This window comes from Pseudomonas sp. PSE1(2024), assembly GCF_050990555.1.
GTDB lineage: Bacteria > Pseudomonadota > Gammaproteobacteria > Pseudomonadales > Pseudomonadaceae > Aquipseudomonas > Aquipseudomonas aphyarum.
On record NZ_CP158967.1, the window covers coordinates 4831842 to 4855678 of the forward strand.

19 protein-coding genes and 2 pseudogenes are annotated in these 23837 nt (G+C 59.4%); 8 read left to right on the top strand and 13 right to left on the bottom strand.

What is annotated here, in order from left to right; genetic code table 11:
* The first annotated feature begins 13 nt into the window (after positions 1-13).
* The gene (locus tag ABTV87_RS21925) at positions 14-2908 is read left to right on the top strand and encodes a ribonucleoside-diphosphate reductase subunit alpha (protein WP_433898350.1); all 2895 of its coding nucleotides are present in this window, start codon (positions 14-16) and stop codon (positions 2906-2908) included.
* Positions 2909-3555: 647 nt separating this feature from the next.
* Here ABTV87_RS21925 and flgE read toward each other — a convergent pair.
* The 6 genes from flgE to ABTV87_RS21955 form a co-directional block, all read right to left on the bottom strand.
* Positions 3556-4869 (bottom strand): flagellar hook protein FlgE, encoded by a 1314-nt coding sequence (gene flgE / locus ABTV87_RS21930; protein WP_262161770.1) that lies wholly within the window; start codon positions 4867-4869, stop codon positions 3556-3558.
* 30 nt (positions 4870-4899) lie between these two features.
* A complete protein-coding gene (flgD, locus tag ABTV87_RS21935) occupies positions 4900-5628 on the bottom strand; it encodes a flagellar hook assembly protein FlgD (protein WP_007960332.1) in 729 nt (242 codons plus the stop codon).
* 15 nt (positions 5629-5643) lie between these two features.
* Positions 5644-6087: a flagellar basal body rod protein FlgC gene (gene flgC, locus ABTV87_RS21940; RefSeq protein WP_007960329.1), complete on the bottom strand. Its 444-nt coding sequence runs from the start codon at positions 6085-6087 to the stop codon at positions 5644-5646.
* 3 nt (positions 6088-6090) lie between these two features.
* The gene (gene flgB, locus ABTV87_RS21945) at positions 6091-6498 is read right to left on the bottom strand and encodes a flagellar basal body rod protein FlgB (protein WP_007960328.1); all 408 of its coding nucleotides are present in this window, start codon (positions 6496-6498) and stop codon (positions 6091-6093) included.
* A 241-nt stretch (positions 6499-6739) separates the two neighbouring features.
* Positions 6740-7567: a protein-glutamate O-methyltransferase CheR gene (cheR, locus tag ABTV87_RS21950; RefSeq protein WP_085607424.1), complete on the bottom strand. Its 828-nt coding sequence runs from the start codon at positions 7565-7567 to the stop codon at positions 6740-6742.
* Between the two features lie 47 nt (positions 7568-7614).
* Positions 7615-8547: a chemotaxis protein CheV gene (locus tag ABTV87_RS21955; protein WP_085607426.1), complete on the bottom strand. Its 933-nt coding sequence runs from the start codon at positions 8545-8547 to the stop codon at positions 7615-7617.
* An 82-nt stretch (positions 8548-8629) separates the two neighbouring features.
* On the opposite strand from ABTV87_RS21955, the gene flgA reads away from it, so the two are divergent.
* From flgA to ABTV87_RS21975, 4 genes are all read left to right on the top strand, one after another.
* Complete coding sequence (flgA, locus tag ABTV87_RS21960; protein WP_081493604.1) at positions 8630-9391, top strand: flagellar basal body P-ring formation chaperone FlgA; 762 nt, start codon at positions 8630-8632, stop codon at positions 9389-9391.
* Positions 9392-9620: 229 nt separating this feature from the next.
* Positions 9621-9947 (top strand): flagellar biosynthesis anti-sigma factor FlgM, encoded by a 327-nt coding sequence (gene flgM, locus ABTV87_RS21965; protein ID WP_007960324.1) that lies wholly within the window; start codon positions 9621-9623, stop codon positions 9945-9947.
* Positions 9948-9995: 48 nt separating this feature from the next.
* Positions 9996-10463, top strand: a complete 468-nt coding sequence (locus ABTV87_RS21970) for a flagella synthesis protein FlgN (protein ID WP_007960323.1) — start codon at positions 9996-9998, stop codon at positions 10461-10463.
* A 95-nt stretch (positions 10464-10558) separates the two neighbouring features.
* The gene (locus tag ABTV87_RS21975) at positions 10559-11293 is read left to right on the top strand and encodes a flagellar brake protein (RefSeq protein ID WP_085607428.1); all 735 of its coding nucleotides are present in this window, start codon (positions 10559-10561) and stop codon (positions 11291-11293) included.
* Between the two features lie 58 nt (positions 11294-11351).
* Here the strand turns inward: ABTV87_RS21975 and ABTV87_RS21980 are convergent, their stop codons facing one another.
* The 4 genes from ABTV87_RS21980 to ABTV87_RS21995 form a co-directional block, all read right to left on the bottom strand.
* Positions 11352-12722 (bottom strand): MFS transporter, encoded by a 1371-nt coding sequence (locus ABTV87_RS21980; RefSeq protein ID WP_085607430.1) that lies wholly within the window; start codon positions 12720-12722, stop codon positions 11352-11354.
* Between the two features lie 68 nt (positions 12723-12790).
* Complete coding sequence (locus ABTV87_RS21985) at positions 12791-14032, bottom strand: glutamine synthetase family protein (protein ID WP_162831797.1); 1242 nt, start codon at positions 14030-14032, stop codon at positions 12791-12793.
* A 219-nt stretch (positions 14033-14251) separates the two neighbouring features.
* Positions 14252-14944 (bottom strand): sensor histidine kinase, encoded by a 693-nt coding sequence (locus ABTV87_RS21990; protein ID WP_007960318.1) that lies wholly within the window; start codon positions 14942-14944, stop codon positions 14252-14254.
* Positions 14941-16545 carry a tetratricopeptide repeat-containing response regulator gene (locus ABTV87_RS21995; RefSeq protein WP_085607434.1) on the bottom strand — a complete coding sequence of 535 codons (1605 nt, stop codon included), beginning with the start codon at positions 16543-16545 and terminating at the stop codon, positions 14941-14943. The genes ABTV87_RS21990 and ABTV87_RS21995 overlap by 4 nt, the downstream gene beginning before the upstream one ends.
* A gap of 215 nt (positions 16546-16760) precedes the next feature.
* Here ABTV87_RS21995 and ABTV87_RS22000 point away from each other — a divergent pair, with 215 nt between their 5' ends.
* Positions 16761-18131, top strand: a complete 1371-nt coding sequence (locus ABTV87_RS22000) for a lysozyme inhibitor LprI family protein (protein WP_433898351.1) — start codon at positions 16761-16763, stop codon at positions 18129-18131.
* 75 nt (positions 18132-18206) lie between these two features.
* Here ABTV87_RS22000 and ABTV87_RS22005 read toward each other — a convergent pair whose 3' ends face one another.
* Genes ABTV87_RS22005 through ABTV87_RS22015 form a run of 3 tightly spaced genes read right to left on the bottom strand, consistent with a single transcriptional unit; the run spans position 18207 to position 21796 of the window.
* A complete protein-coding gene (locus ABTV87_RS22005) occupies positions 18207-19841 on the bottom strand; it encodes a GMC family oxidoreductase (RefSeq protein WP_039772094.1) in 1635 nt (544 codons plus the stop codon).
* The gene (locus ABTV87_RS22010) at positions 19838-20392 is read right to left on the bottom strand and encodes a sugar dehydrogenase complex small subunit (RefSeq protein WP_433898352.1); all 555 of its coding nucleotides are present in this window, start codon (positions 20390-20392) and stop codon (positions 19838-19840) included. The genes ABTV87_RS22005 and ABTV87_RS22010 overlap by 4 nt, the downstream gene beginning before the upstream one ends.
* 3 nt (positions 20393-20395) lie before the next feature.
* Positions 20396-21796, bottom strand: coding sequence for a c-type cytochrome (locus ABTV87_RS22015; protein ID WP_085607440.1), 1401 nt, complete (start codon positions 21794-21796; stop codon positions 20396-20398).
* A gap of 365 nt (positions 21797-22161) precedes the next feature.
* Between ABTV87_RS22015 and ABTV87_RS22020 the strand changes: the two are divergent.
* Both ABTV87_RS22020 and ABTV87_RS22025 read left to right on the top strand, forming a co-directional pair.
* A pseudogene (locus ABTV87_RS22020) lies at positions 22162-22896 on the top strand (MCP four helix bundle domain-containing protein); the annotation flags it as partial.
* Positions 22897-23208: 312 nt separating this feature from the next.
* A pseudogene (locus ABTV87_RS22025) lies at positions 23209-23802 on the top strand (methyl-accepting chemotaxis protein); the annotation flags it as partial.
* Positions 23803-23837: the final 35 nt, after the last annotated feature.

The window sequence follows — 23837 nt, forward strand, 5'->3', positions numbered from 1 at the left end:
CGTGGAGACACCCATGCAAACCGACACAACTCGCGAGAACCCGCAGGGCACCTTGCCGCAGGCCGCCGATTCGAATTCGGATCTGGCTGCCACCGCGCCTGGCCAACTGCGTGTGATCAAGCGTAATGGCACTGTCGTTCCTTACACCGATGACAAGATCACCGTCGCTATCACCAAAGCGTTTCTCGCAGTTGAGGGCGGCACCGCTGCCGCTTCGTCGCGAATCCACGACACCGTTGCCCGCCTGACCGAACAGGTCACCGCGACCTTCAAGCGTCGCATGCCGTCGGGCGGCACCATCCACATCGAAGAAATCCAGGACCAGGTCGAACTGGCCCTGATGCGTGCCGGCGAGCAGAAAGTGGCTCGCGACTACGTGATCTACCGTGACGCCCGTTCCAAGGAACGCGCCGTTCGCACCACCGCCGAAGAACCGGTACAGGCGCACCCGTCGATCCGCATCACCCGCGCCGACGGCACTCTCGCACCGCTCGACATGGGCCGCCTGAACACCATCGTCACCGAAGCCTGCGAAGGCCTGGCTGAAGTCGACGGCGACCTGATCCAGCGCGAAACCCTGAAGAACCTGTACGACGGCGTGGCCCTGAACGACGTCAACACCGCGCTGGTAATGACCGCGCGTACCCTGGTCGAGCGCGAGCCGAACTACTCGTTCGTGACCGCCCGCCTGCTGATGGACACCCTGCGTGCCGAAGGCCTGGGCTTCCTGGGCGTGGCCGAGAGCGCCACTCACCACGAAATGGCCGACCTGTACGCCAAGGCCCTGCCGGCCTACGTCGCCAAAGGTATCGAGTTCGAACTGCTGAACCCTGTGCTGGCCTCCTTCGACCTGGAAAAACTGGGCAAGGCGATCAACCACGAGCGCGACCAGCAATTCACCTACCTGGGCCTGCAGACCCTGTACGACCGTTACTTCATCCACAAGGATGGCGTGCGCTTCGAACTGCCGCAGATCTTCTTCATGCGCGTGGCCATGGGCCTGGCGATCGAAGAGAAGCAGAAAGAAGACCGTGCGATCGAGTTCTACAACCTGCTGTCCTCGTTCGACTACATGGCTTCGACCCCGACCCTGTTCAACGCCGGTACCCTGCGTCCACAGCTGTCGAGCTGCTACCTGACCACCGTGCCGGATGACCTGTCGGGCATCTACCACGCGATCCACGACAACGCCATGCTGTCGAAATTCGCTGGCGGCCTGGGCAACGACTGGACTCCGGTGCGTGCACTGGGTTCTTACATCAAGGGCACCAACGGCAAGTCGCAAGGCGTGGTTCCGTTCCTGAAAGTGGTGAACGACACCGCCGTGGCCGTTAACCAGGGTGGCAAGCGCAAAGGCGCTGTGTGTGCCTACCTGGAAACCTGGCACATGGACATCGAGGAGTTCATCGAACTCCGCAAGAACACCGGTGATGACCGTCGTCGTACCCACGACATGAACACTGCCAACTGGATCCCTGACCTGTTCATGAAGCGCGTCTTCGATGACGGCAAGTGGACCCTGTTCTCGCCGTCCGAAGTACCGGACCTGCACGACCTGACCGGCAAGGCCTTCGAAGAGCGCTACGAGTACTACGAAGCCCTGACCGAGTACCCAGGCAAGGTCAAACTGTTCAAGACCATCCAGGCCAAAGACCTGTGGCGCAAGATGCTGTCGATGCTGTTCGAAACCGGCCACCCATGGCTGACTTTCAAGGATCCGTGCAACCTGCGCAGCCCGCAGCAGCACGTCGGCGTTGTTCACAGCTCGAACCTGTGCACCGAGATCACCTTGAACACCAACAAGGACGAGATCGCGGTCTGCAACCTGGGCTCGATCAACCTGCCGAACCACATCGTCGACGGCAAGCTGGACACCGCCAAGCTCAAGCGCACCATCGATGTAGCCGTGCGCATGCTCGACAACGTGATCGACATCAACTACTACTCGGTACCGCAGGCGAAGAACTCCAACTTCCGCCACCGTCCGGTCGGCCTGGGCATCATGGGCTTCCAGGACGCGCTGTACCTGCAGCACATTCCTTACGGCTCCGACGCTGCCGTCGAGTTCGCCGACAAGTCGATGGAAGCGGTCAGCTACTACGCGATCCAGGCTTCCTGCGACCTGGCCGACGAGCGCGGCTCGTACGAGACGTTCCAGGGTTCGCTGTGGTCCAAAGGCGTACTGCCGCTGGATTCGCAACAGATCCTGATCGAAGCACGTGGCCAGAAGTACATCGACGTCGACCTGAACGAGTCCCTGGACTGGGCACCGGTTCGCGCCCGTGTACAGAAAGGCATCCGTAACTCGAACATCATGGCCATCGCACCGACCGCTACCATCGCCAACATCACCGGCGTATCGCAGTCGATCGAACCGACCTACCAGAACCTGTATGTGAAATCGAACCTGTCGGGCGAATTCACCGTGATCAACCCGTACTTGGTTCGCGACCTGAAGGCTCGCGGTCTGTGGGACTCGGTCATGATCAACGACCTGAAGTACTACGACGGTTCGGTTCAGCAGATCGAGCGCATCCCGCAAGAACTCAAAGAGCTCTACGCGACCGCGTTCGAAGTGGACACCAAGTGGATCGTTGACGCCGCCAGCCGTCGTCAGAAGTGGATCGACCAGGCCCAGTCGCTGAACCTGTACATCGCCGGCGCATCGGGCAAGAAGCTGGACGTGACCTATCGCATGGCCTGGTACCGTGGTCTGAAAACCACCTACTACCTCCGTGCCCTGGCCGCAACCAGCACCGAGAAGTCGACCATCAACACCGGCAAGCTGAACGCTGTTTCCAGCGGCGGCAACCACGGTGACGATTCGGTCCTGGCAGCCCCTGCCGGCCCGGCTCCAGTACCGAAGGCTTGCGCCATCGACGAGCCGGATTGCGAAGCTTGCCAATAAGCTGAGCTGAATCGGGCGTTGCAAAACGCCTGACCCGAGAAACCCCCGACAGACTTCTGGTTTGTCGGGGGTTTTCTTTTGCCCGCGCAAAAAGCAAAAGCCGCCCTCACCCTAACCCTCCCGAAACGTCGGACCGCCCAGAGGGAGAGGGAACTGACCGAGGTGTTTTGGGGAGGTACGCCGACGTGAAATACCGATTTGAACTCGGGTTTTAAAAAGCATGCAACTCGACTCCTGCTGCTTCTTCTGCTTTGGCTTTGGCTTCCCACCACTCAACACGATGAGCGTTAGCTCGAGTACCGCTTTTGACGTGCCGGCCCCATCGGAAGGCTGAGTGGAGGGATTTATCCGGGGGTGGGAGCGCAGCGACCGTGCGGCGAAGCCGCATGCATCGAGAGGAGGTGCAGCGAAGCAAACCGTAGGCGATGCCCCCGGATGAATCCCGGAACGAAGGAACACCGAGCCAAAGCGAGGTGCCGAACGCAGGGGCCCAGACCTTTGGTTCCTTTGGGGCGTTTGCCAAAGGGACTCGCCGTAAGGGCGAAACCGCCAGAAGCTACACCCGCAGAAACGGATAAACACCCCAAACCGCAGCCAAAAAAAAGCCCCTCAAAAAGAGGGGCTCCTTAACCAGCCAAAACCCAGAATCAAGTCATCTGAATAATGGTCTGCATAATAGTGCTCTGAGTCGAAATGGTCTTGGCGTTCGCCTGATAGTTGCTCTGACCCTTGATCAGATCAACCAGCTCATTGGTCAGGTTAACGTTCGACTCCTCCAGCGAGTTCGAAACAACCGAACCCAGCGTACCGGTCTCCGGCGCGTCGTAGCCCGGAATACCCGAAGCGTAAGTCTCTTTCCAGCTGGTACCACCAATCGGCTGAAGACCCTGCTCGTTGGTGAAGCTCGCCAGCGCAACCTGGCCGATGGCCTTGCTCTGGTTATTGCTGAAGTTGGCAAACAGCGTACCGGTACCGTCGATGGTCAGGTTGGTGATCTGGCCAGTAGCGTAACCATCCTGAGTCGGGATCGAACGCGCGGTGTCAGCGTTGAACTGAGTGGTCTTGGCCATCGAAATGGTGATGCCAGCCGGGTTCGCCGAAGCGCCGTTGGCCTTCCACACGCCGTTGGTGACAGTACCCGGTACCCAGCCAGTGAGTTTCAGGTCGCTGCTGATCACGGCAGGCGGCGTGCTGACCTGAGTCAGTTGACCGGTGGAGTCGAAGGTCATGGTCGAAGCAACAGGTGCGGTGACTTTCGGATCGCTACCGGTAGCATCCGGGTTACGACCGTCTACCAGGGTGTAGACCTTCCAGGTGTTGGCACCGGTTTTCACCATGTACTGGTCCATGACGTGGGCGTTACCCTGGCTGTCATAGATCGGGGTGCTGAACGACTTGGTGTAAGTCTCGGTTTTGCTAGGGTCGAACTTGCCGGCCGCCGCTGTGTCGTCGATCACCGGAGCGGTCGAGTTCAGGTTGATGGTCGAGGTCACCAGCGAGGTGGACTTCGGCGCCAGGTTCGAAGTGTCGATCTTCAGATCGGTCAACACGCCGTTGATGACCTTGCCGTTGGAATCCACACCGTAGCCTTGCAGACGCGAGGTGTAGTCGGTGTTGGTGATGAAGCCGTCCTTGTCGACCTTGAACGTACCGGCACGGGTGTAGGAGATCGAGCCGTTGTTGCTCAGGGTGAAGAAGCCCGAACCGTTGATGCCCATGTCCAGCACGTTGCCGGTGTTGTTGATGTCGCCCTGGGTGAACTGCTGGGAAACGTTGGCCAGGCGCACACCGTTACCGATGACCTTGCTGCCGCTACCCAGGCGAGTGGCCGAGTAGACGTCTTCGAATTCTGCACGGGACGATTTGAAACCGGCGGTCGCAACGTTGGCGATGTTGTTGCCGGTCACGTCCAGTTGCTTGTTGGCTGCATAGAGACCGCTAAGGCCGATATTGAAAGACATATTCCACTCCTTTGTGCCGGTTAGTCGGCTCTATATACCAATGGTTTGTACTTTGGACAGGGCAACGGTGCCCTTGCCGGACAGGTTGAGCATCAGCTCGCCACCGGTCTGGCTGATCGTCACGCTGGTGACCGTGGCTGGCAGGTAGGTCGCCAGGTCGGTCGCGGTGCCGTTGATCGAGGCGTTGGCCTTAACGGTGTAGGTACCGGTTTTCACCAAGTTGCCGTCCTTGTCCTTGCCGTCCCAGGTGAAGCTCGCGTCGCCTGCGGCGCGACTGCCCAGATCGATGGTGCGAACAACGGTGCCGCTGCTGTCGGTGATGGAGACGGTGCCGCCGGCAATCGACGAAGGAACAGTGACCGAACCGGTCATGCCTTTGCTCGGATCGTCCAGCTGAACCGTGTTGGTCTGCACGATCACGTTGCGGCCAACCAGCGACGAAGCCTGCAGGGCTTGCGACGAGTTGTAGTTGCCGGCCAGCGAGCTGACGGTGCTGTTGAGAGTGGTGATCCCCTCAAGGCTGCTGAACTGTGCCAACTGGGCAACGAATGCGCTGTTGTCCTGCGGGTCGAGCGGGTTCTGGTTTTTCAGCTGGGTTACCAGCAGTTGCAGGAACGCGTCCTTGCCCAGGGCCTGGCCGCCGGTCGAGCTGTTGGTGGCCGAAGCGATGCCGCCGGTGGTCGTGCTACTGGTCTTCTTCGAAGAGTTGGCCAGTATGTCGTTCATCGTCAGGCTGCTGGTGGTATCGGTAACACTCATGGCAGTCGCCCCTTATTACTGACCGAGGGTCAGTACCTTCTGCATCATGGTTTTGGCGGTGTTCATCATTTCGGCGTTGGTCTGGAACGACCGGCTCGCGGAAATCATGTCAGCCATTTCTTCAACCACGTTGACGTTCGGGTAGTAGACGTAGCCCTTGGCGTCGGCTGCCGGATGGTTCGGCTCGTAGCGCGCTTCGAGGTTGCTCTGGTCTTCGACCACGCCCATGACCTGCACGCCCTGGCCGGCTGCGTCCTGGTTCTGGAACAGCGAATTGCTGCCGCCGCTCTGGCCGCCCTGGAACATGGTGGCGAATACCGGGTGACGGGCGCGGTAGGTCTGGTCGATGCTCGACGAGACGGTCTCGGCGTTGGCGATGTTCGACGCCACGGTGTTGAGACGGGTGGTCTGGGCGCTCATGCCGCTGCCGGCAATGTTGAAAACGCTGGACAGGGACATGGATTACTCTCCGCGCAGGGCTGAGACCAGCCCTTTGAATTTGCTGTTGAGCAGGGTGAAGCTGGCCTGGAAGCCGACCGCGTTTTCCGCGTAGTTCGACTGTTCCAGCTGGGCGTCCACGGTGTTCTGGTCGATCGACGGCTGCATCGGCGTGCGATACATCAGCGACTCGTCGCCATTGCCCAGGCCTTCAGCTTCGATGTGACGGCTGTTGGTCATGTTCAGGGCGATGGTGCCGTTGGCGTTCTTCTGGCTCTGTGCTTCGAGCACTTTGGAGAACTCCAGATCCCGCGCCTTGTAGTTCGGGGTGTCGGCGTTGGCGATGTTGTTGGCCAGCACTTCGGCACGCTGGGCGCGGAAGCCCAGAGCCTTTTCGTGAATGCCGAGCGCTTTATCGAAGCTGATGCTCATGTCGGGAACCTTCAGGTGACCGGATTTTTCGTAACAGGGTTATAGCAAGCGGCGTGCCAGTTTGAGAAAGCCCCGGATTACGGGGCTTTGCGCGGAACCGGCAACGCGGCAATGCCAGAAAAGCGGCAACCGGTTTCCGCCGGATGCCGCTTTTCTGCCGCCACCTGCCACCGGCAAAACCTTCAGGCATAAAAAAACGGGAGCCCCTGAGGACTCCCGTTTCTTGTGTTGCCGGTCTTGATCACTTCGCCTGGTAGATGATCCCCGGACTGCACTGAACCATCTGGTAATGATCCGGCAGACCGTTCAGCGCCTCGGAAGCGCCAAGGAACAGATAACCGCCCGGCTTCAGCGTGCTGTGAATGCGCAACAGGATGTCCTTCTTCACCTCGGCGGAGAAGTAGATCAGCACGTTGCGGCAGAACACGATGTCGAACTTGCCCAGCGCTGCATAGCTGTCGAGCAGGTTAAACGAGCGAAATTCCACCCGGTTCTTGATCGGCGCCTTGATCACCCAGCGCCCCGGCCCTTTCGGGTCGAAGTAGCGCTGCAGACGATCGGCGGACAGACCGCGACCGATCGCCAGGCTGTCGTACTCGCCGGTCTTGCAGTTGGTCAGCATGCTGCCGGACAGATCCGTGGCAACGATCTGCACGCCCATCTTCAACTGGCCGATGTTGGTCCGCTCGAACTCGTCGATCGACATCGATAGCGAATAGGGTTCCTGACCCGACGAGCAGGCTGCCGACCAGATCCGCAGACGCTGGTTGGGAGCGGCCTTGATGGCCTCGGGCAGCACCTTGTTCTTCAAGACTTCAAACGGATAGGTGTCACGAAACCACAGGGTTTCGTTGGTCGTCATGGCATCGACCACCTGCTCGCGCAAACCGCTGCGCGGCTGGGTCTGGATGCGCTGTACCAGCTCACCCAGGGACTTGATGCCTTGCTGCTCCATCAGTTTGTTGAGACGGCTCGACACCAGGTACTGCTTGTTTTCACCGAGCAAAATGCCACAGGCTTTTTCCAGGAAGACCCGGAACTGTTCGAAATCCAAATTACCCGTAGACAAATGATGCCGCCTCTTAAATCGTGTTGAACGCCAGGGGCAGAAGGCCCTTAGCTGATATCTGCTGCTTTGATCCGGTCGACTACCCGGGATGCCAGGTCATCAGGACGGAACTTGGCCAGGAAGTCATCGGCACCGACTTTCTTGACCATCGCCTGATTGAACACACCCGACAACGAAGTATGCAGGATGATATGAAGCTTTTGCATCCGAGGGTCGCTGCGGATCTCGGCCGTCAGGGTGTACCCGTCCATCTCCGGCATTTCGATGTCGGAGATCATCATCAGGAACTCTTCTTCCGGCTTCTTGCCCTCGTCGACCAGCTTGCGCAGGTAATCCAGCGCCTGCTTGCCGTCGTTCAACGCCACCACTTCGACACCGACCGTCTGCAGGCAACGCGTCACCTGCTTGCGCGCCACCGACGAGTCATCGACCGTCAGCACCCGCAGCGACAACGCCTTGCTCTGGGTCTCGACATCCACCACGCCGACCGAAATCGCTTCCGGGGTCGGCGCAACTTCCGCCAGCACCTTCTCGACGTCGATGATTTCGACTAACTGATTGTCGACCCGAGTCACAGCGGTCAGGTAATGATCGCGCCCGGTGCCCTTGGGCGGCGGATGGATCTCTTCCCAGTTCATGTTCACGATACGTTCCACCGAGCGCACCAGGAAACCCTGGGTCTTGGTGTTGTATTCCGTGATGATCACGAACGGACTGTTCTTGTCTTTCAAAGCACCGGAGCCGGTCGCCATCGCCAGATCAAGGATCGGAATGGTCGCCCCCCGGATATTCGCCACCCCGCACACGACAGGACTGGACTTGGGCATCACCGTCAGTTGCGGGCATTGCAGCACTTCCCGAACCTTGAACACGTTGATCCCGTAGAGCTGCTGGCCGTCGAGACGGAACAACAACAGCTCCAGGCGATTCTGCCCCACCAGTTGCGTGCGCTGGTTCACCGAATCCATTACACCAGCCATGCCCAGACTCCTACACCAACGCCAAGTGTTGTTGCGACGCACATTCATTGCTAAACGGCACGGCGCTTGCTTTTTAACTCGTATGAACGCTCAAACGACATTTTTCCGACGCCTGACATCTCCCCTCCGCAGAGGGCTTTGCGCGATGTCCGCCGTTTGCCTTTTTTTCGCTGGCAGCCCTGCCGGTGCTGATGCGGTTACCTTGCCTGACATGCTTATCGGCGTCACTCAGGGCTTTCTTGAATTCACCGTAGAAGACTATCTGGCTACCAGTCAAACGGAAGGCCGTTATGAAATTGAGGTCAACCAGCTCGATCCCCGCATGCGCATGCCTATGTGCGACAAGGAATTGACAGCGACACTGGAGAGTCCGGCACGCCCTCTGGGCCGTGTCACGGTCAAGGTCCGCTGCGAAGGCGCCTCCCCCTGGACGGTGTTCGTGCCCGCTCAAGTCCGCCTGTTTCGCGAGATTGTCACCACCACGCGGCCACTCAAACGCGCCGGCATCATCGAGCCTCAGGACGTGACCTTGCGCGAGCGCGACGTCAGCACGATCAATCAGGGTTTTCTGACGTCGGTGGATGAAGCCATCGGGCAGAAATTGACCCGACCAACGGTAGCCGATCAAGTCATCACCCTGGTGCATCTGGAACAGGCGGAAGTGGTTCGCAAGGGCGATCAAGTGGTGATCACCGCCCGCAGCGGCACCCTCGCCGTCCGCATGCCGGGCGAAGCCCTGTCGAACGGTGGCCTGAAAGAACAGATTCGGGTGAAAAACCTCAATTCCCAACGGGTTATCAAGGCGCAGGTTATCGCGCCCGGCCAGGTGGAAGTTGCCATGTGAACGGCCATGTAGCGGCCATGTAGCGGTGATGTGAGCGGCTGTATGAACGGATATTTGAAAAGCCCCTGAGTACGCAAGCAGAAAACTGGCGCTGACCAGAGCTGTTCCCTAAACTGTGCCGCAGCAGGATCTGCAACGGCGCATGCAAGCTCATTGCTAAATGAGCCTAAAGTTTTCCAGGGGATGGCCGAGAACATGGCAAGCGTCCAAATTCCCAGAGGTTTTTAACATGGTCATCGATTTCAGCCGTTTGAACAGCTCCTCGTCACTTACGGGCAGTACGCGTACCAGCAACGCCAAGGAAACCGCCGAAACCGGCACTTCCGCGCCGCTGAATACCCCGGCCGAACAGGCCAGTACCGCAAAAAGCGGGGAATCGGTACACCTCAGCAATGAGGCTCAACAGTTGCAGAAGGTCACTGACAAGCTGCGCGATCAGCCTGCCGTCGATAAAGCCCGCGTGGCCGAGTTGAAAGCAGCGATTGCCGATGGCAGCTACAAAGTCGACAGCAACCGTGTAGCCAGCAAACTGCTCAATTTCGAAGCCCAGCGCTAGGCCTCGGTCAGCGCCAGGCTTTTGGACGCTTAAAACCCAAGGCCAGCCATGCACGACACTAATTTATTGCAACTGATCACCGACGACTTTGCTCCAGCTCAACAATTGCTGGAGTTACTGCAAACCGAGTCCCTCGCCTTGCACGGTCGCGACATGCCTCTGCTGGAAGAAATTCTGGCGCGCAAACAGGCATTGATCATTCTGCTCGAACAGCATGGCCGCAAGCGCAGCGAAATTCTCGCCAGTCTCAATCTGTCCCTCGACCGCGCAGGCCTGGAACAACTGGCCAGCCAGTCGAGCATCGGCGACCAGTTGCTGAGCCAGAGCGATGTCCTGACCGACCTGATTGCCCAGTGCCAGGCAGCCAACGTCAAGAACGGCCAGTCGATCATCATGCAGCAGGCCGCCACGGCCAATCAGCTGAAAATCCTCACCGGCGGCGAGCCTCCCGCGCTCTACGATGCCAGTGGCACCTTCTCCAAACTGCAGAAACCGCGCGCGCTCAGCCAGGCGTGATGCTTTCTTCTATGCTTGCGCTCTATCAACGTGCGAAACATGCTGGCAAAATACTGGCCAGCCGTAGTCAAATTTTGTCTGGAGATTGATTTAACGTGTCCAACGATGACGCTCCGCAGCCCCCAAAGGTGCTCACCACGCCCCTGGAGATCTCCAGCAATCTGCGCCAGCTGCAAGAGAGCCACGATCCGCTGATCATTACGTTCCACGAGCGCAGCCAGCGCTTCCAGAGCTACCTGATTGAAGTCGATCGCGAAAACGGTTCGATCAAGCTTGATGAGATGATCCCGCGCGACGGCGAACGTTTTCTGGAAGCAGGCGAACCGTTCAAGGTTGAGGGTTTTCATGATGGCGTGCGCATTGCCTGGGAATGCACAGGGACGCTGAGCATCAAGGATTCCGACGGCGACCGCTTCTACACCGGCGACCTGCCTACCGAAGTGGTTTATCACCAGCGCCGCAATGCCTTCCGCGCCGCCCTGAAGCTGACCGACCTGGTCAGCGTCGAACTGGGTGGCGAAAAGCTCAAGTCGCCGATCGGCGGCAAACTGCTGGATATCTCTGCCACCGGTTGCAAGCTGCGTTTCGAAGGCGACATCACTGACCGCCTGCAACTGGGCCAGGTCTATGATCGCCTGATCGCCGCGCCGCTGTTCGGCAACCAACCGGTATCGGTCGAGCTGCGTTACCTGCACTTCGAAGAAAAGCTCAACATCACCTTCGCCGGCCTGCGCTTTCACAACATCAGCGGCCCGGCGGCCCGCAACGTCGAGCGTTTCGTTTATCAACTGCAGCGCGAAGCGCGTCGGTTCGATAAAGACGATCTCTGATCGGCAGGCATAAAAAACGGGCAGTCACTGCGGTGACTGCCCGTTTTTTATGCCCGGATCACGGCTTGGCGGGAGTGATGTCCGGCCCCTCGTCTTCGACTGTCGAGTCGGTGGGCGCGGCAGATTCTGGCTCTGGTTCAGGTTCTGGCTCCGGTTCAGGAGCGACCGTATTCTGCATCTGCTCCTGCACCACCTGCTCGTCAACCCGCGGATCAAGCGCTGCTACCAGCGGCGAACTGGACATGCTGTCCGGCATCGCCACGTGATGCAGCGGTGCATCGTCGACCTGGTGCAGATTGGTCACGGCTTTCGGGCGGATCCGCCACACCAGCACCAACGCGAAAAAGGTGAAGAACGCATACAGGCTCTGCGGCCCGAACAGTTTCATCAGCACCCCGGCCGCCAGCGGCCCGATACTCGCCCCCACGCCGTAAGTCACCAGCAACATTGCCGTCAGCGACACCCGGCGCTCGCCTTCGACGTGGTCGTTGGAGAACGCCACCGCCAACGGGTACAGGCAAAACTGCACCAGCGAGCAGAGGAAGCCGACCACGAACAGCACCTCCAGCGGCACCTGCGGCAGAATCGCCAGCGGCAACGCGGCAATCGCCAGGAAGAAAGCAAAACAGCGGATCAGCAGCGCCCGGTCATAGCGGTCGGACAACCAGCCCAGCGGCCATTGCACCACCAGCCCGGCAAAAATGCAGCTACCCATGAACAGACCGACCTGCTCGGTGGACAGCCCCTGCTGCGAGGCATACAACGGCGCCAGACCGTAGAACGAACCGATGATCAGCCCTGCCCCGAGCACCGTGCTGAGCGATTGCGGCACGCGCTTGATAAAGAAGCGCGGCTCCATCGGCGCCGGATGCAGCGGTGCCGGGTGAATCCGCCGGGTCAGCGCCACCGGCACCAGACACAGGGCAAAGCACAGCGCGACCAGCATCAGCAGCTCCAGGCCCAGGCCCGGGTGCATGACCAGAATCAGCTGACCGAGCACCAGCCCCAGATACGACGCGATCATGTAGCCGCTGAACACCAGACCGCGCTGATTGGCGTCGGCCTGCTCGTTCAGCCAGCTCTCGATGACCATGTATTGGCACATCATGCCGAGGCCGACGATGGTCCGCAGCACCAGCCAGGCCGGCAGCCAGTCCACCAGACCATGACCGAGCACCGCCGCGCCGACGATCCCGGCACACGCCGAGTAGGCACGGATATGGCCGACCCGGGCAATCAGGCGGTGACCGATCTTGCCGCCCAGCACCAGACCGAAATAGTTGGCCGCCATCAACGCACCGACCCACAACCCGTCGACATGGTCGGCAGCCAGACGCAAAGCCAGATAAGTAGAAAGAAGGCCCGAACCGATCAACATCATCAGCGAGGCGAAATACAGCGCTCGAAAGGATTTCCAGATTTGGCGCATCGGCGTTCCGAGCGGCTCCTTGCGGTGAGTATCGGGCTATCAAACGATAGCCCGACGGCGACATTTCGTCAGGCCTGGGCTGCTAGAACACGGCGTTCCCAGGGAGTGATTTCATCAAAGAAACTGGTCAACTCCATGGTCTTCGAAGCGATGTAGCCTTCGATGAACTCCGTACCGAACAGTTCCTTTGCAAGCTGGCTGCGCTTCAGACGTTCGAGCGCCGCGTGCAAGGTACACGGCAGCGAAAGATGGTCCGGCACGTCGAACTCGCCCTGAATCGCTTCACTTGGCTCCAGCTCATGCTCGATGCCGTACAAGCCGGCGGCCAGGCTTGCGGCAATCGCCAGATACGGGTTCGCATCGGCACCCGGCAAGCGGTTCTCGACCCGACGGGCAACCGGCGAACTGGCGGGAATACGCAGCCCGGCGGCGCGGTTGTCGTGGGACCAGCAAGCGTTGTTCGGCGAAGCAAACGGATGGCACAGGCGCTGGTAGGAATTGACGTTCGGCGCAAACAGCGCGGTGAAGTCAGCCATGCCCGCCTGCTGCCCGCCGATGAAGTGGCGGAACATCGCAGTCGGCTGACCGTCCGCATCGCTGAACACATTCTTGCCGCTGCCGATCTCGACGATGCTCTGGTGAATATGCATCGAACTGCCCGGCGTGTGCGCCAGCGGCTTGGCCATGCACACCACGGTCAAGCCGTGCTTGAGTGCGACTTCCTTGAGCAGGTGTTTGAACAGGAAGGTCTGGTCGGCCAGCAGCAGCGGATCGCCGTGCAGCAGGTTGATCTCGAACTGGCTGACGCCCATTTCGTGCATGAAGGTATCGCGCGGCAGACCGAGGGCCGCCATGCATTTATAGACTTCACTGAAGAACGGCCGCAGACCGTTATTGGAGCTGACGCTGAACGCCGAGTGACCGTCCTCGCGACGACCGTCGAGACCGACGGGCGGCTGGAACGGCTGGGTCGGGTCGGTGTTCGGAGCGAACACAAAGAATTCGAGTTCGGTCGCCACCACCGGCGCCAGACCGAGGGCTGCGTAGCGGGCAATGACTTTCTTGAGCTGGCCACGGGTCGACAGGTTGGAGCTTTCACCGGTCAGCTCGTCGGCATCACAGATTGCAAAGGCCCGTGGCTCTTCACTCCATGGCAACGGATGGATTTGCGCAGGATCGGCCACCAGCGCCAGATCGCCGTCATCGCTGCCATAGAATTTCGCGGCGGGATAACCGCCCATGATGCATTGCAGCAGCACCCCCCGAGCCAACTGCAAACGCCGCCCTTCGAGGAAACCCTCGGCGGTCATTACCTTGCCCCGTGGCACGCCGTTCAAATCCGGCGTGACACATTCAATCTCATCAATGCCCGTCAATCGCTGCGCGAGTGAACGCTGGCCATCGGTTGTCATGACGCAATCCTTGTTATTGTGCGAGCCGCGAACGGCGACCCGGACAAAATAGGCTTCGGCTGTTCGGAATATCAAGCAGCAGCCAACAAAAAGAACTCCGGTCGATGAATCCGTGATTCAGGGCAGGTAAATACTGAACACGCCGCCGCCCAACGGGCCGCCATTACGGATCTCGGTCCGGCCGCCAACACCGTTACGCTGATGCAGCGCGGCGATGCGTCCGGCGAAGTACAGACCCAGCCCAGTGCTGCCACTGCTGTGGTTGATGCCCTGCACGTAATCGGACTGACGCTCGAGCATTTCGGCCGGGTAACCGTCGCCGTCGTCATTGATGCTCAGCACCAGTTGACCGGCTTCGTCGCTGACGGTGATCAGCAGCGATTCACGGGCGTAGCGGATCGCGTTGTTGATGCAGTTGCCCAGCACCGAGGCGATCAGTTCACGGTCGAAAAAGCCCAAGGGACTGAGCGGATCGACTTCGTAAGTGGCGATGATTCCACGGCTGGCGAACACCTCCTGATGCGCCGCCAGTTGCGCCTCGATGAAATCGTCCAGCTCGTGATAGGCCGGCTGCAAAGGCATCTGATTGACCCCGAGCTTGTACAGCCCGAGCAACTGCACCAGCATGCCGTTGAGGTGAGCGAACTCGAAGTCGATCACGCCCTGCTCCGCCCCTTGGCGCTGCGCCTCGGGCAGACGCGCCAGCCATTGGCTGTGGGCCTGCATCAGCATCGCCAGGGAGTTCTTCATGTCGTGCACGGTGGAGGCGATCACCGTGGAAAAATCCAGTGCCTGCTCGTCTTGGTTCATTCGCCAAACGCCTTGCTTTTCAGCTTCTGATAACGCGGATAACGCGCGTCGGTATCGGGCATCATGCCCACCAGTTTAAGGCAGGCCCGACATTCTTCCAGCTCCGCCGACGGCACATTGGTGTCGGTGCCGTGCAGCAGCGACTGGGCCATGTTCAGCGCGATACTGATGTTCTTCGGTTGCATCTTCAGCGCCTTGCGGAACACCTCGCGGGCCTCCACCAGGTTGCCGGTCTTGTACACGCGCACGCCCTGACGGTTGAGGTCGGCGGCCGCGTTGCTGGAGCTGAGAATAGTCGGGTCGTCGGTGAGCTTGGCGATGTCTTTCATCACCGTCGGGTCATCGCCGTAGATTTCCGCACAGCTCTTGAGCATCGAAGTGCCCGCCTCGGCCTGGCCGAGCATCTGCAATTGCTTGGCGACCAGCAGTGCCGCCTCGGGGCTCATGAACTGTTCCATGCCGTCGAGGCGCATCAGCGCTTGTTCGGTGAGCTTCTCGGCGGTCTCGGCATCGTTGAGCAACAGGCTCGTGGCCTTCATCAGACGCGCGCGAATCTGCAGGCCCGGATCGGTCGGGTTTTCTTTCGCCACCGCACTCAGTGTGGTGTTGATCTCCAGACGCGTGCGGGTGTCGAGCCCGCGTTCGCTGCCCTTGCTGATCAGCGCGTGGGCCAGGCCGAGATTGCTTTCCGGATCCTTGAAGCGCGATTGCGCGCCCTGATTCACCGCCTGGCGATAAGCCCGGGAAGCGGTGTCGAAATCTTCGTTGGCCATCGCCAGCTTGCCCAGCAACGCCTGACGGCGCACGGCCAGCGGCGACAGGCGAATCGCTTCCTCCAGCACTTGCTGCGCGCCTTTGGTATCGCCTTCGGCGACCAGCACGTCAGCCATGCCGTCATACAGCGCCGGCATCATCGGGAAGACCTTCAGGGCTTTTTCGTAAACGCCCTTGGCCTGACTGACCTGCCCACGCTTGAACAGCAATTTGCCCAACCCGGCAAACGCCCACGGCAACGGCCGGTCGGCGATGATGCCGTCGTAAAGGCGCTCGAGCGCTTCGTTCTGGTTCATGTCGCGCAACGCATCGGCGCGATAGCGCAGGCACAGCGGCGAATAACGGATGTCCTGTTTGCACAGGGCGATGCAGGCATTGAGCACCTCGACCGGTTTGCCACGGTCGAGGGCTTGCAGAATCGGTTTGAGCAGGGTCTTGCGCTGCTCCAGACGCTCCAGCCGCTGAGCCAGGCCGGAGCGGTTGAACGGTTTGGTCAGGTACGCGTCCGGCTCGTGCTCCAGGGCACTGAGCACCATCGCCTGACTGGTCTCGGCCGTGACCATCACGAACACCGCTTCGTGGCTGATCAGCTTCTCCATCATCAGGTCTTCCAGCACCTGCTGACCGTTCTTCTTGCCGTCACCGAGGTGGAAGTCCTGGAGGATGAAATCGTAGGACTTCTGCGCACACATTTTCAGCGCTTGCTCACCGGTGTCGGCGGTGTCCACATCCTTGACGCCCAACTCGCGCAACATCGAACGCACGGAACTGCGGAAATCCGAGAAATCATCGACGATCAGAAAACTCTTTTGGTGATACGACAGCATCGAGGATTTCCAGGCAATTGAAGAGGATGGACCATTTCCAGGCGCGCAGATGATAGCTGCCGGCCAAATGCTATCAAGCGATTTCGCGCGACTCTGAAGTCACCGAATGGGTTATCGGCCGGATCAGCGGTTCTCTTGAAGCGAGGGTTCAAGATTCGTTGCGCAAGGATTACCCTGCGCGGCGGTTCTCACCTTCCAACGGCAAAGGATTCATCGTGTACATCAAGGGATGCTACATCGTGTCGGCCTGTGCGCTGCTGCTTTTTCAGCAGGCACTGGCGAGCGGAATGGACTGCACAAAGGCGGCGAGTGTTGTGGAGAAGGCGATATGCGCGGACAAGCCGTTGTATGAGCTGGATGCGCAGATGGGGGCGGCTTATCGGAAACTGATGAAGGCTGCACCGACGCAGGCCGAAGTGAAAAAGGCTCAGCGTCAGTGGCTGAAGGAGCGTGATCGGTGTGGTGAGGAGGTCAGTTGTCTGAGCCAGCGTTATCAGGATCGTTTGCAGGTGTTGCACGCGCAGTGGATCGACGCAGTGGCCTACAAACCGGACGAGATCGATAAACAGGTCATGGAGGATCTGCAGCAGCGGATTCGGGAGATGAGCAAGGAGAATCCGGAGTTTGCGCTGGAGCGGGCGCTGAATTCTATGACCCTTGGCTACGTCGGCAGCTCGTTTTCAGCCGAGCTGGATGAAGATGAGCAACCGCTCTTCCCCACGACCATCCCCAAAGAAGTCACGCAAGACGAGTGGAAAGCACTGCAAGCATCCGACATCAAGGGAGCCGCAGAGTCCGGCCAAACCTCGTACACCCTGATGGATCTGGATGGTGACGGCCAGCGCGACCTCATCGTGGAAACCTACGCCGGCGGAACCGGGATGTTTCATTACACGGAAACCTGGCGTCGGGGCGACAGCAGGTTTATCAGGAGAAAGGCTGAGATTGCCCCTCAGAACAGTAACGACAGCGTCCTTTTCTATACCAATGACCGCGGTGCCAATCAGGCCGTGTACCTGATCGGTGCTCGCGGAAAAATCTATTTCGCCTACCAGAACGGCAGCTACGGCGAAGATCAGGTCTACCTGCTCAACCCCCTGAAGATCAACCGGCAGGTGCCGACGATCAGCGTGCGCTACGACTACCAACTGACCGTTCCGCACACTCAGTACATCGAGGACAGCGATAAAGCCTACGAACTGGAACCGTCCCTGCAGAAGGTGCTCGCCAAAGCTGTGACCGGTCTGGACGCAAATGCGGGGATGACGGGACAGCAGAAAAAGCCGCTCTGCCCCATCCCCCAATCCGCCAAGGACATTGAGGAGTACTACGGCTATGGTGCGAGCTACTACGCGGTCGAACCTGTCGCCGACTTCCCCGTGATCATTGGTGATGATTGTTATGTCGCAAGACTGATCAACTGGTTCGGTACCTACGACGAAAAAAACGGTCTTCCTGCGTTACTGTTGATGCGCAAGCCGGAGTCCGAAGATCCGCAGCGCAGTTATTCAGTGAACGGGCGCCGACATATCACCCAGGTCAGCACATCAGTCGGCAAAACCAAAGGCGGAGCTGAAAGTCTCTAAAGCTTCGCGCCCTTCGAAATACAAAAAAGCCCCACCAGTTTTCTCTGCATGGGGCTTTTCAATTCAGGGCGCTTCTCAGACCTCCGCCACCAACACATCGGCAATCCGGATACTCAACGCCGCACCTGTCAGCGTCGGGTTCACGCAGGAGGACGATGGCATGACGCTCGTGCCCGCGATGAACAGATTGGAATGGTCGTGACTGCGGCAATCGCGGTCCACCACGGAGTCTTTCGGGTCATCGCCCATGATGGTGGTGCCCATGATGTGCTGCCGATTCTGGAAGCCCGTGTCGGTGCTGAGGATGTCGGCGTCGAGCAGTTTCGCAAACTGTTTGAAGTCCTCCAGAGCCTTCTCTTTGCCGGCGTGCCAGTAGTCGGGAACGCTGTAGTAGATCTCGGGAACCGGCAGACCGATTGCGTCGAACTTGGTCTTGCTCGGGGTGACCCGGTTTTCCGGCAGTGGCAAGGTTTCGAAGTCGACAGCCCAGTTCAGGGAGCGCGCCGATTGCAGCCGGATCTGCTCATCGAGCTTCGAGCCCAGCACGCCTTTGGCAATTAGGTTCGAAGTGATCTGCGACGTCGGCACGGTGTTGCGCACCTTGATCTTGTAGCTCGGATAATCGTTGCGAAACGCGCCATCGCGGCTGTTCAGATAAACCAGCAATTGCGTCGGCCCTTCGCCCGGCCACATGTCTTCCTTGGTCATGACGTTCATGCTGATGCCGGTGTGATCCATCAGGTTGCGCCCGACCTGATCCGACGAGTTGGCAATCCCGTTCGGATACTTTTCCGAGGTCGACATCAAGAGCAGCTTCGGCGACTCGATACCGTAAGCCGCCAGCACAAAGGCCCGTGCGGTCAGTTTGTGTTTGGACTTGTCGGGGCGCATGTACCAGATCGCGGTGATCTTTCCATCGTCGCCCGCCTCGATCTTGTAGACCACGGAGTTGTCCAGCACCTTGGCGCCATGACGCTCGGCTTCATCGATATGCATAGAACCGTCGTACTTCGCCGCGATCGGGCACACCGGGTTGCAGTTGTTGTTGCCGGCGCAGGGAGGCCGTTTGCCATAGGGGCGGGTTGCCCGGCCATTCGGCTCGAGGATCGGGTTATACCCGCCCTTGCTGAGCAATTCGGAAAGGCGCTTGAACATGTAGCTCGGTTTCAGGCCTTCCATCGGATAGGGAATCGAGCGCGGTGGATAGGCGTCTCCGCCCTGCCCGCTTTCGTCCTGGCCGTCGACGCCGGAAACGCCCAGTTCGATTTCAGCTCGAGCGTAATACGGTTCCAGTTCGTCATAACTGATGGGCCAGTCACGACCACGGCCATACAACGACTTGAGACGAAAATCGTTGGGCAGCATGCGCCACAGCGATGACCCGAAATGCCAGGTGGTGCCGCCCACCACACGCAGATAAGAGGTGTTGTATTTCACCGGCCCTACCTGCTGCAGATAGTCGCCATAGGTAGAGGGCGCATGGGGCAGGCTCGGATAAGGCGACCCGGCACCCTGCAGCTTCGCATTGGCCAGCGAGAGTTTCACCGGAGCATTGCGGAACGTTTCCACCACATCACGGCGATTCACCCGAGGACCGGCCTCGAGCACGATCACCGACTTGTTCGCTTTGGCCAGGCCCGTGGCGATCAGGCCGCCCATGACACCGGAGCCGATGATCACCACATCGGCATCGAATTGATCGCTGCTCATACTGTCGAGTCCTGATTGACTGCTGGTTTGGGACCCCATGAATCCGGGCCGCCACCGTAGGTTGGAATGATGAGAATGCCGTGAGTGGGCTGATACATCATGGCGAGGGAATAGCTGATCAGCTCGGCATCCGCCGGCTCACCGACAATGCCCAGATACCAGGCGGAAATGATGCTGGTGGCCGTGGCTCGCAGCGATGGATCCGGATTCGGCTGCGCCAGGTATTCGTCGACATGCCTGTACCCCTGTGCGCCGATCAATTGCTTCAGGGCAATTACATTGGTCGAGAAATTCGGCGCGCGCTTTTCCAGTGCGGCGTAGTAACGACCGGCCAGAACCGGATTGACCGCACGACTGACCAGAAACTGCGACAGCGCAATGAAATCGTCGCTCGATACCTGGGCTGCCAGCACCGATTGCCAGGGCAGCGCACTGCCGATCATCGCCGCCAGCCCCAGCGCCACGGAACCGCGCAACAGATTGCGGCGAGTGAGCCCCGTCGAGCTTTCGGTTTGAATTTTTTCGTGTTTGTGCGTCATTGAAGTGTCCATTGCTCAGGCCTCCTTGCGCCGACGTGCCATCAAGGCCCATGCGCCCAGGCCGATCAGCAAGCACACGAGAATGATGACCGGGATCGTAAACTTCGCCATCACTGCCAGCGGTGCCTTGGGACCACCTTCCCGTACCTGCGCCACATCGGCGGCGGTGACAATCGTGTCGGCATTGCCGTAGCGCGACAGCACGTAGTTGCTGACGTCGGCAATCTGCTGGTCGTTCAGGCGGTCGGTGAACAGCGCGTCAGGGCCGAAACCCGGCATGTCGATGGCCACACCGTCGACTTCGCGGTGCACGCCATACACGATGGCCGCAATCAGGTTGTCGCTGCGACTGGTGGCGGTGTTGTGAAACAGCGATGGATATTCCCGGGTGCCCTGACCGTTCGGCTGATGGCAGTTGGCGCAAGTGCCACTGAAAATGTGCCAGCCCGGGTTGTCCCCCGGTTTGCCTCCGCGCAGCGTCAATTCATCGACCGAAGCCTGACCGTACTCGTGCCGGGCCTTGCTCTCTCCGGTCTTGATCGGCGCCGTCTGCAGCAGATAGGCCGCGATGGCTTTGAGATCCACATCGCTCAGATGCTGCAGACTGTTCTCCACCGCTTCGGCCATTGGACCTGCCGCCTGGGCCTTGCCCTCGACGTGACCGGTACGCAGATACGCCACGATCTCGTCGTTTGACCAGGCCCCGATACCGCTGACTTTGTCGGAAGTGATATTGGGGGCATACCAACTGCCCAGCGATCCGCCGGCCAACGGTTTTGCGCTGTCGGCCGCCATCAGGACATTGCGCGGCGTGTGGCAGGTGTCGCAGTGAGCCAGGCCGTTGACCAGATAGTCGCCACGATTGACCTCGGCGGACTTGGCCGGATCCGGTGTGAAGCGTGTTTTGCTGTGGAACAGCGCGTTCCAGCCAATCATCGATGCACGAATATTGAACGGGAAATCCAGAGCGGTTTTCTGGTTCGGCGTATCGACCGGCGTCACCTCATGCATGAAGTAGTCGTAGAGCGCAGCAATGTCGCTGTCGGTCATCTTCGAATAAGAGGTGTAGGGCATCGCCGGGTAAAGCCGAGTGCCATCGGCCGCCACCCCGTCACGCACCGCACGGGCGAATTGCTCAGACGTGTAATTGCCGATACCCGCCGTTTTCGAAGGCGTGATGTTGGTCGAGTAGATCGTGCCCATCGGTGAGCCGAGCGGATAGCCACCCGCAAAAGCCTTGCCGCCTGGCGCCGTATGACAAGCCACACAGTCAGCGGCTACCGCCAGACGCTTGCCCACCGACGCGGTGCTGTCGAGCGTCTCGCCGTACGCGGTGCCAGCTATGGCGATCAGCAGCGTAACCAATCCGGCAGAGGCGTACCCCCTGCGTTTCCCTTTATCAATGCGACGCGACATGAGTCCTACCCTAGGCTGCTTCGTTCTTTTTTTTCACGGTTCCGGCAAGCACGAACAAGCCATCCTCGCCATCTCGTAAGCCGAGGGCGAAGAGGTACGATGTCGTACGTATTTATTGGAATATTCCACACAATGTAACACTTGGCAATAAATAGAAAAGGCCAAGTGCCATCTTTTGTAGGTATGTGCTGAATGCTCTAAACCAATGGTTACAAGGGGTTTTATGCAGAATATATTTAGATGAGAAACAACTGGTAACCCTACAGTTGTGGACTCTGCAGCCGAAAGATGTACGACGACAAGCCATTTGCTTACGAGCTGCGCTCGATATTGACCCGCCCCCACATGTCAGCAGGATGCCCCTTATGAGTTGGTTGAATGACGCAAGACTTTCCACGAAATTGATCACGGCCTTCGCGGCGTGCGCCTTCATCACCCTGGGGGTGGGCCTGCTGGGAAGCCGGGGAGTGACCGAACTCTCGACAAGCCTCAGATCGGTGTTCGGCAACAACCTCGTCGCCGTCGCCAACATCGCGCAGACCAAAATCAAGGCTGTCGGACAGACCCGTGACATGTATCGGCTTTACGTCGCCACAGCCGCCAACCTGCCCCAGAGCACCAAGGACGAATTTCTCGCCTCGATGAGCGCCAACCAGTTGGCGAGCGAAAAAGCCTTTGCCGAATACCGAAAAACCGAGCTTGCCGACGACGAGCGTGCGGCCGGTGACCGAATGGAAAAAGCCTGGCCCGTTTACCAGGCGATCGTGCAAAGGTATCTGGCCCTGATGAAGGCCGGGGACCTGGAAAACGGCCGCGAATTGCTGCTCGGCGACCTGCAGAAAAACTACCGCGTCGTCATGGACGAATTGACCATCATGACCAACTCCAACGACATGCAAGTCAGCGAAGCCGCAAAACGATCGGTTCTGACGGAGTCTTCCGCCAAGACGTCGCTGTACATTGGCATCGTGCTGGCCTTCGTCGCTGCGATTTTGCTCGGCCTGTTCATCAGCCGACTGATCAGCCGCCCCATCTCCAAAGCCGTTGAAAGCGCCCGAAGCATCGCTGGGGGCGACTTAACTCAAAACATCGCCAGCACCGGCCGCGACGAGGCCGGTCAGTTGCTCACGGCCCTGGCCGAGATGCAGGGCAGTCTGAAAAGCACTATCCAGCAGATCGCCAGCGCGGCAGATCAACTGGCTTCAGCTGCAGAAGAACTCACCGCCGTCACTGACAATGGAAGCCGTGGCTTGATACGTCAGAATGACGAGATCCAGCAGGCTGCGACCGCCGTCACGGAGATGACCTCCGCTGTGGAGGAGGTTGCGCGCAACGCGGTATCCACTTCCGAGGCCTCCCAGACCACCAGCCGGGAAGCCAGCAACGGCCGCGACCAGGCGCGAAACGCCGTTGCCGCGATCAACCATGCAACCACGGAAATCGCTACCTCCACGACCATGGTCAAGGATCTGGCAGAGAAAGTACGGGACATCGGCAAGGTTCTGGATGTCATCAGGGGGATAGCAGAGCAAACCAATCTGCTGGCGCTTAACGCCGCCATCGAGGCTGCACGCGCGGGTGAGCAAGGTCGAGGTTTTGCCGTCGTTGCCGACGAGGTAAGAGCCCTGGCGGCGAGAACCCAGGCTTCGACGGGGGAAATCGAAGGCATGATCAACGACGTTCGCAACAGTGCAGACGAGGCCGTCGGCGCCATGGGGAAAAGCCAGGCGCTGGTCAGCGAAACCCAGTCACTGGCGCAAGCGACCGGCCAGGCCCTGGAGCTGATTGCCGACGGCATCTCGCAGATCAATGACCGCAACCTCGTCATCGCGACAGCCTCGGAAGAACAGGCACACGTTGCTCGTGAAGTCGACCGAAATCTGGTCAACATTCAGGATCTTTCCACCCAGACAGCGGCAGGCGCGCATCAGACCAGCGCCTCGACTCAGGAACTCTCCAACCTGGCGGCGTCGTTCAACACAATGGTCAGTCGCTTCCGCTTATAAATTCGTGAAAACAAAAAGCCCCGCGCAGATCACTC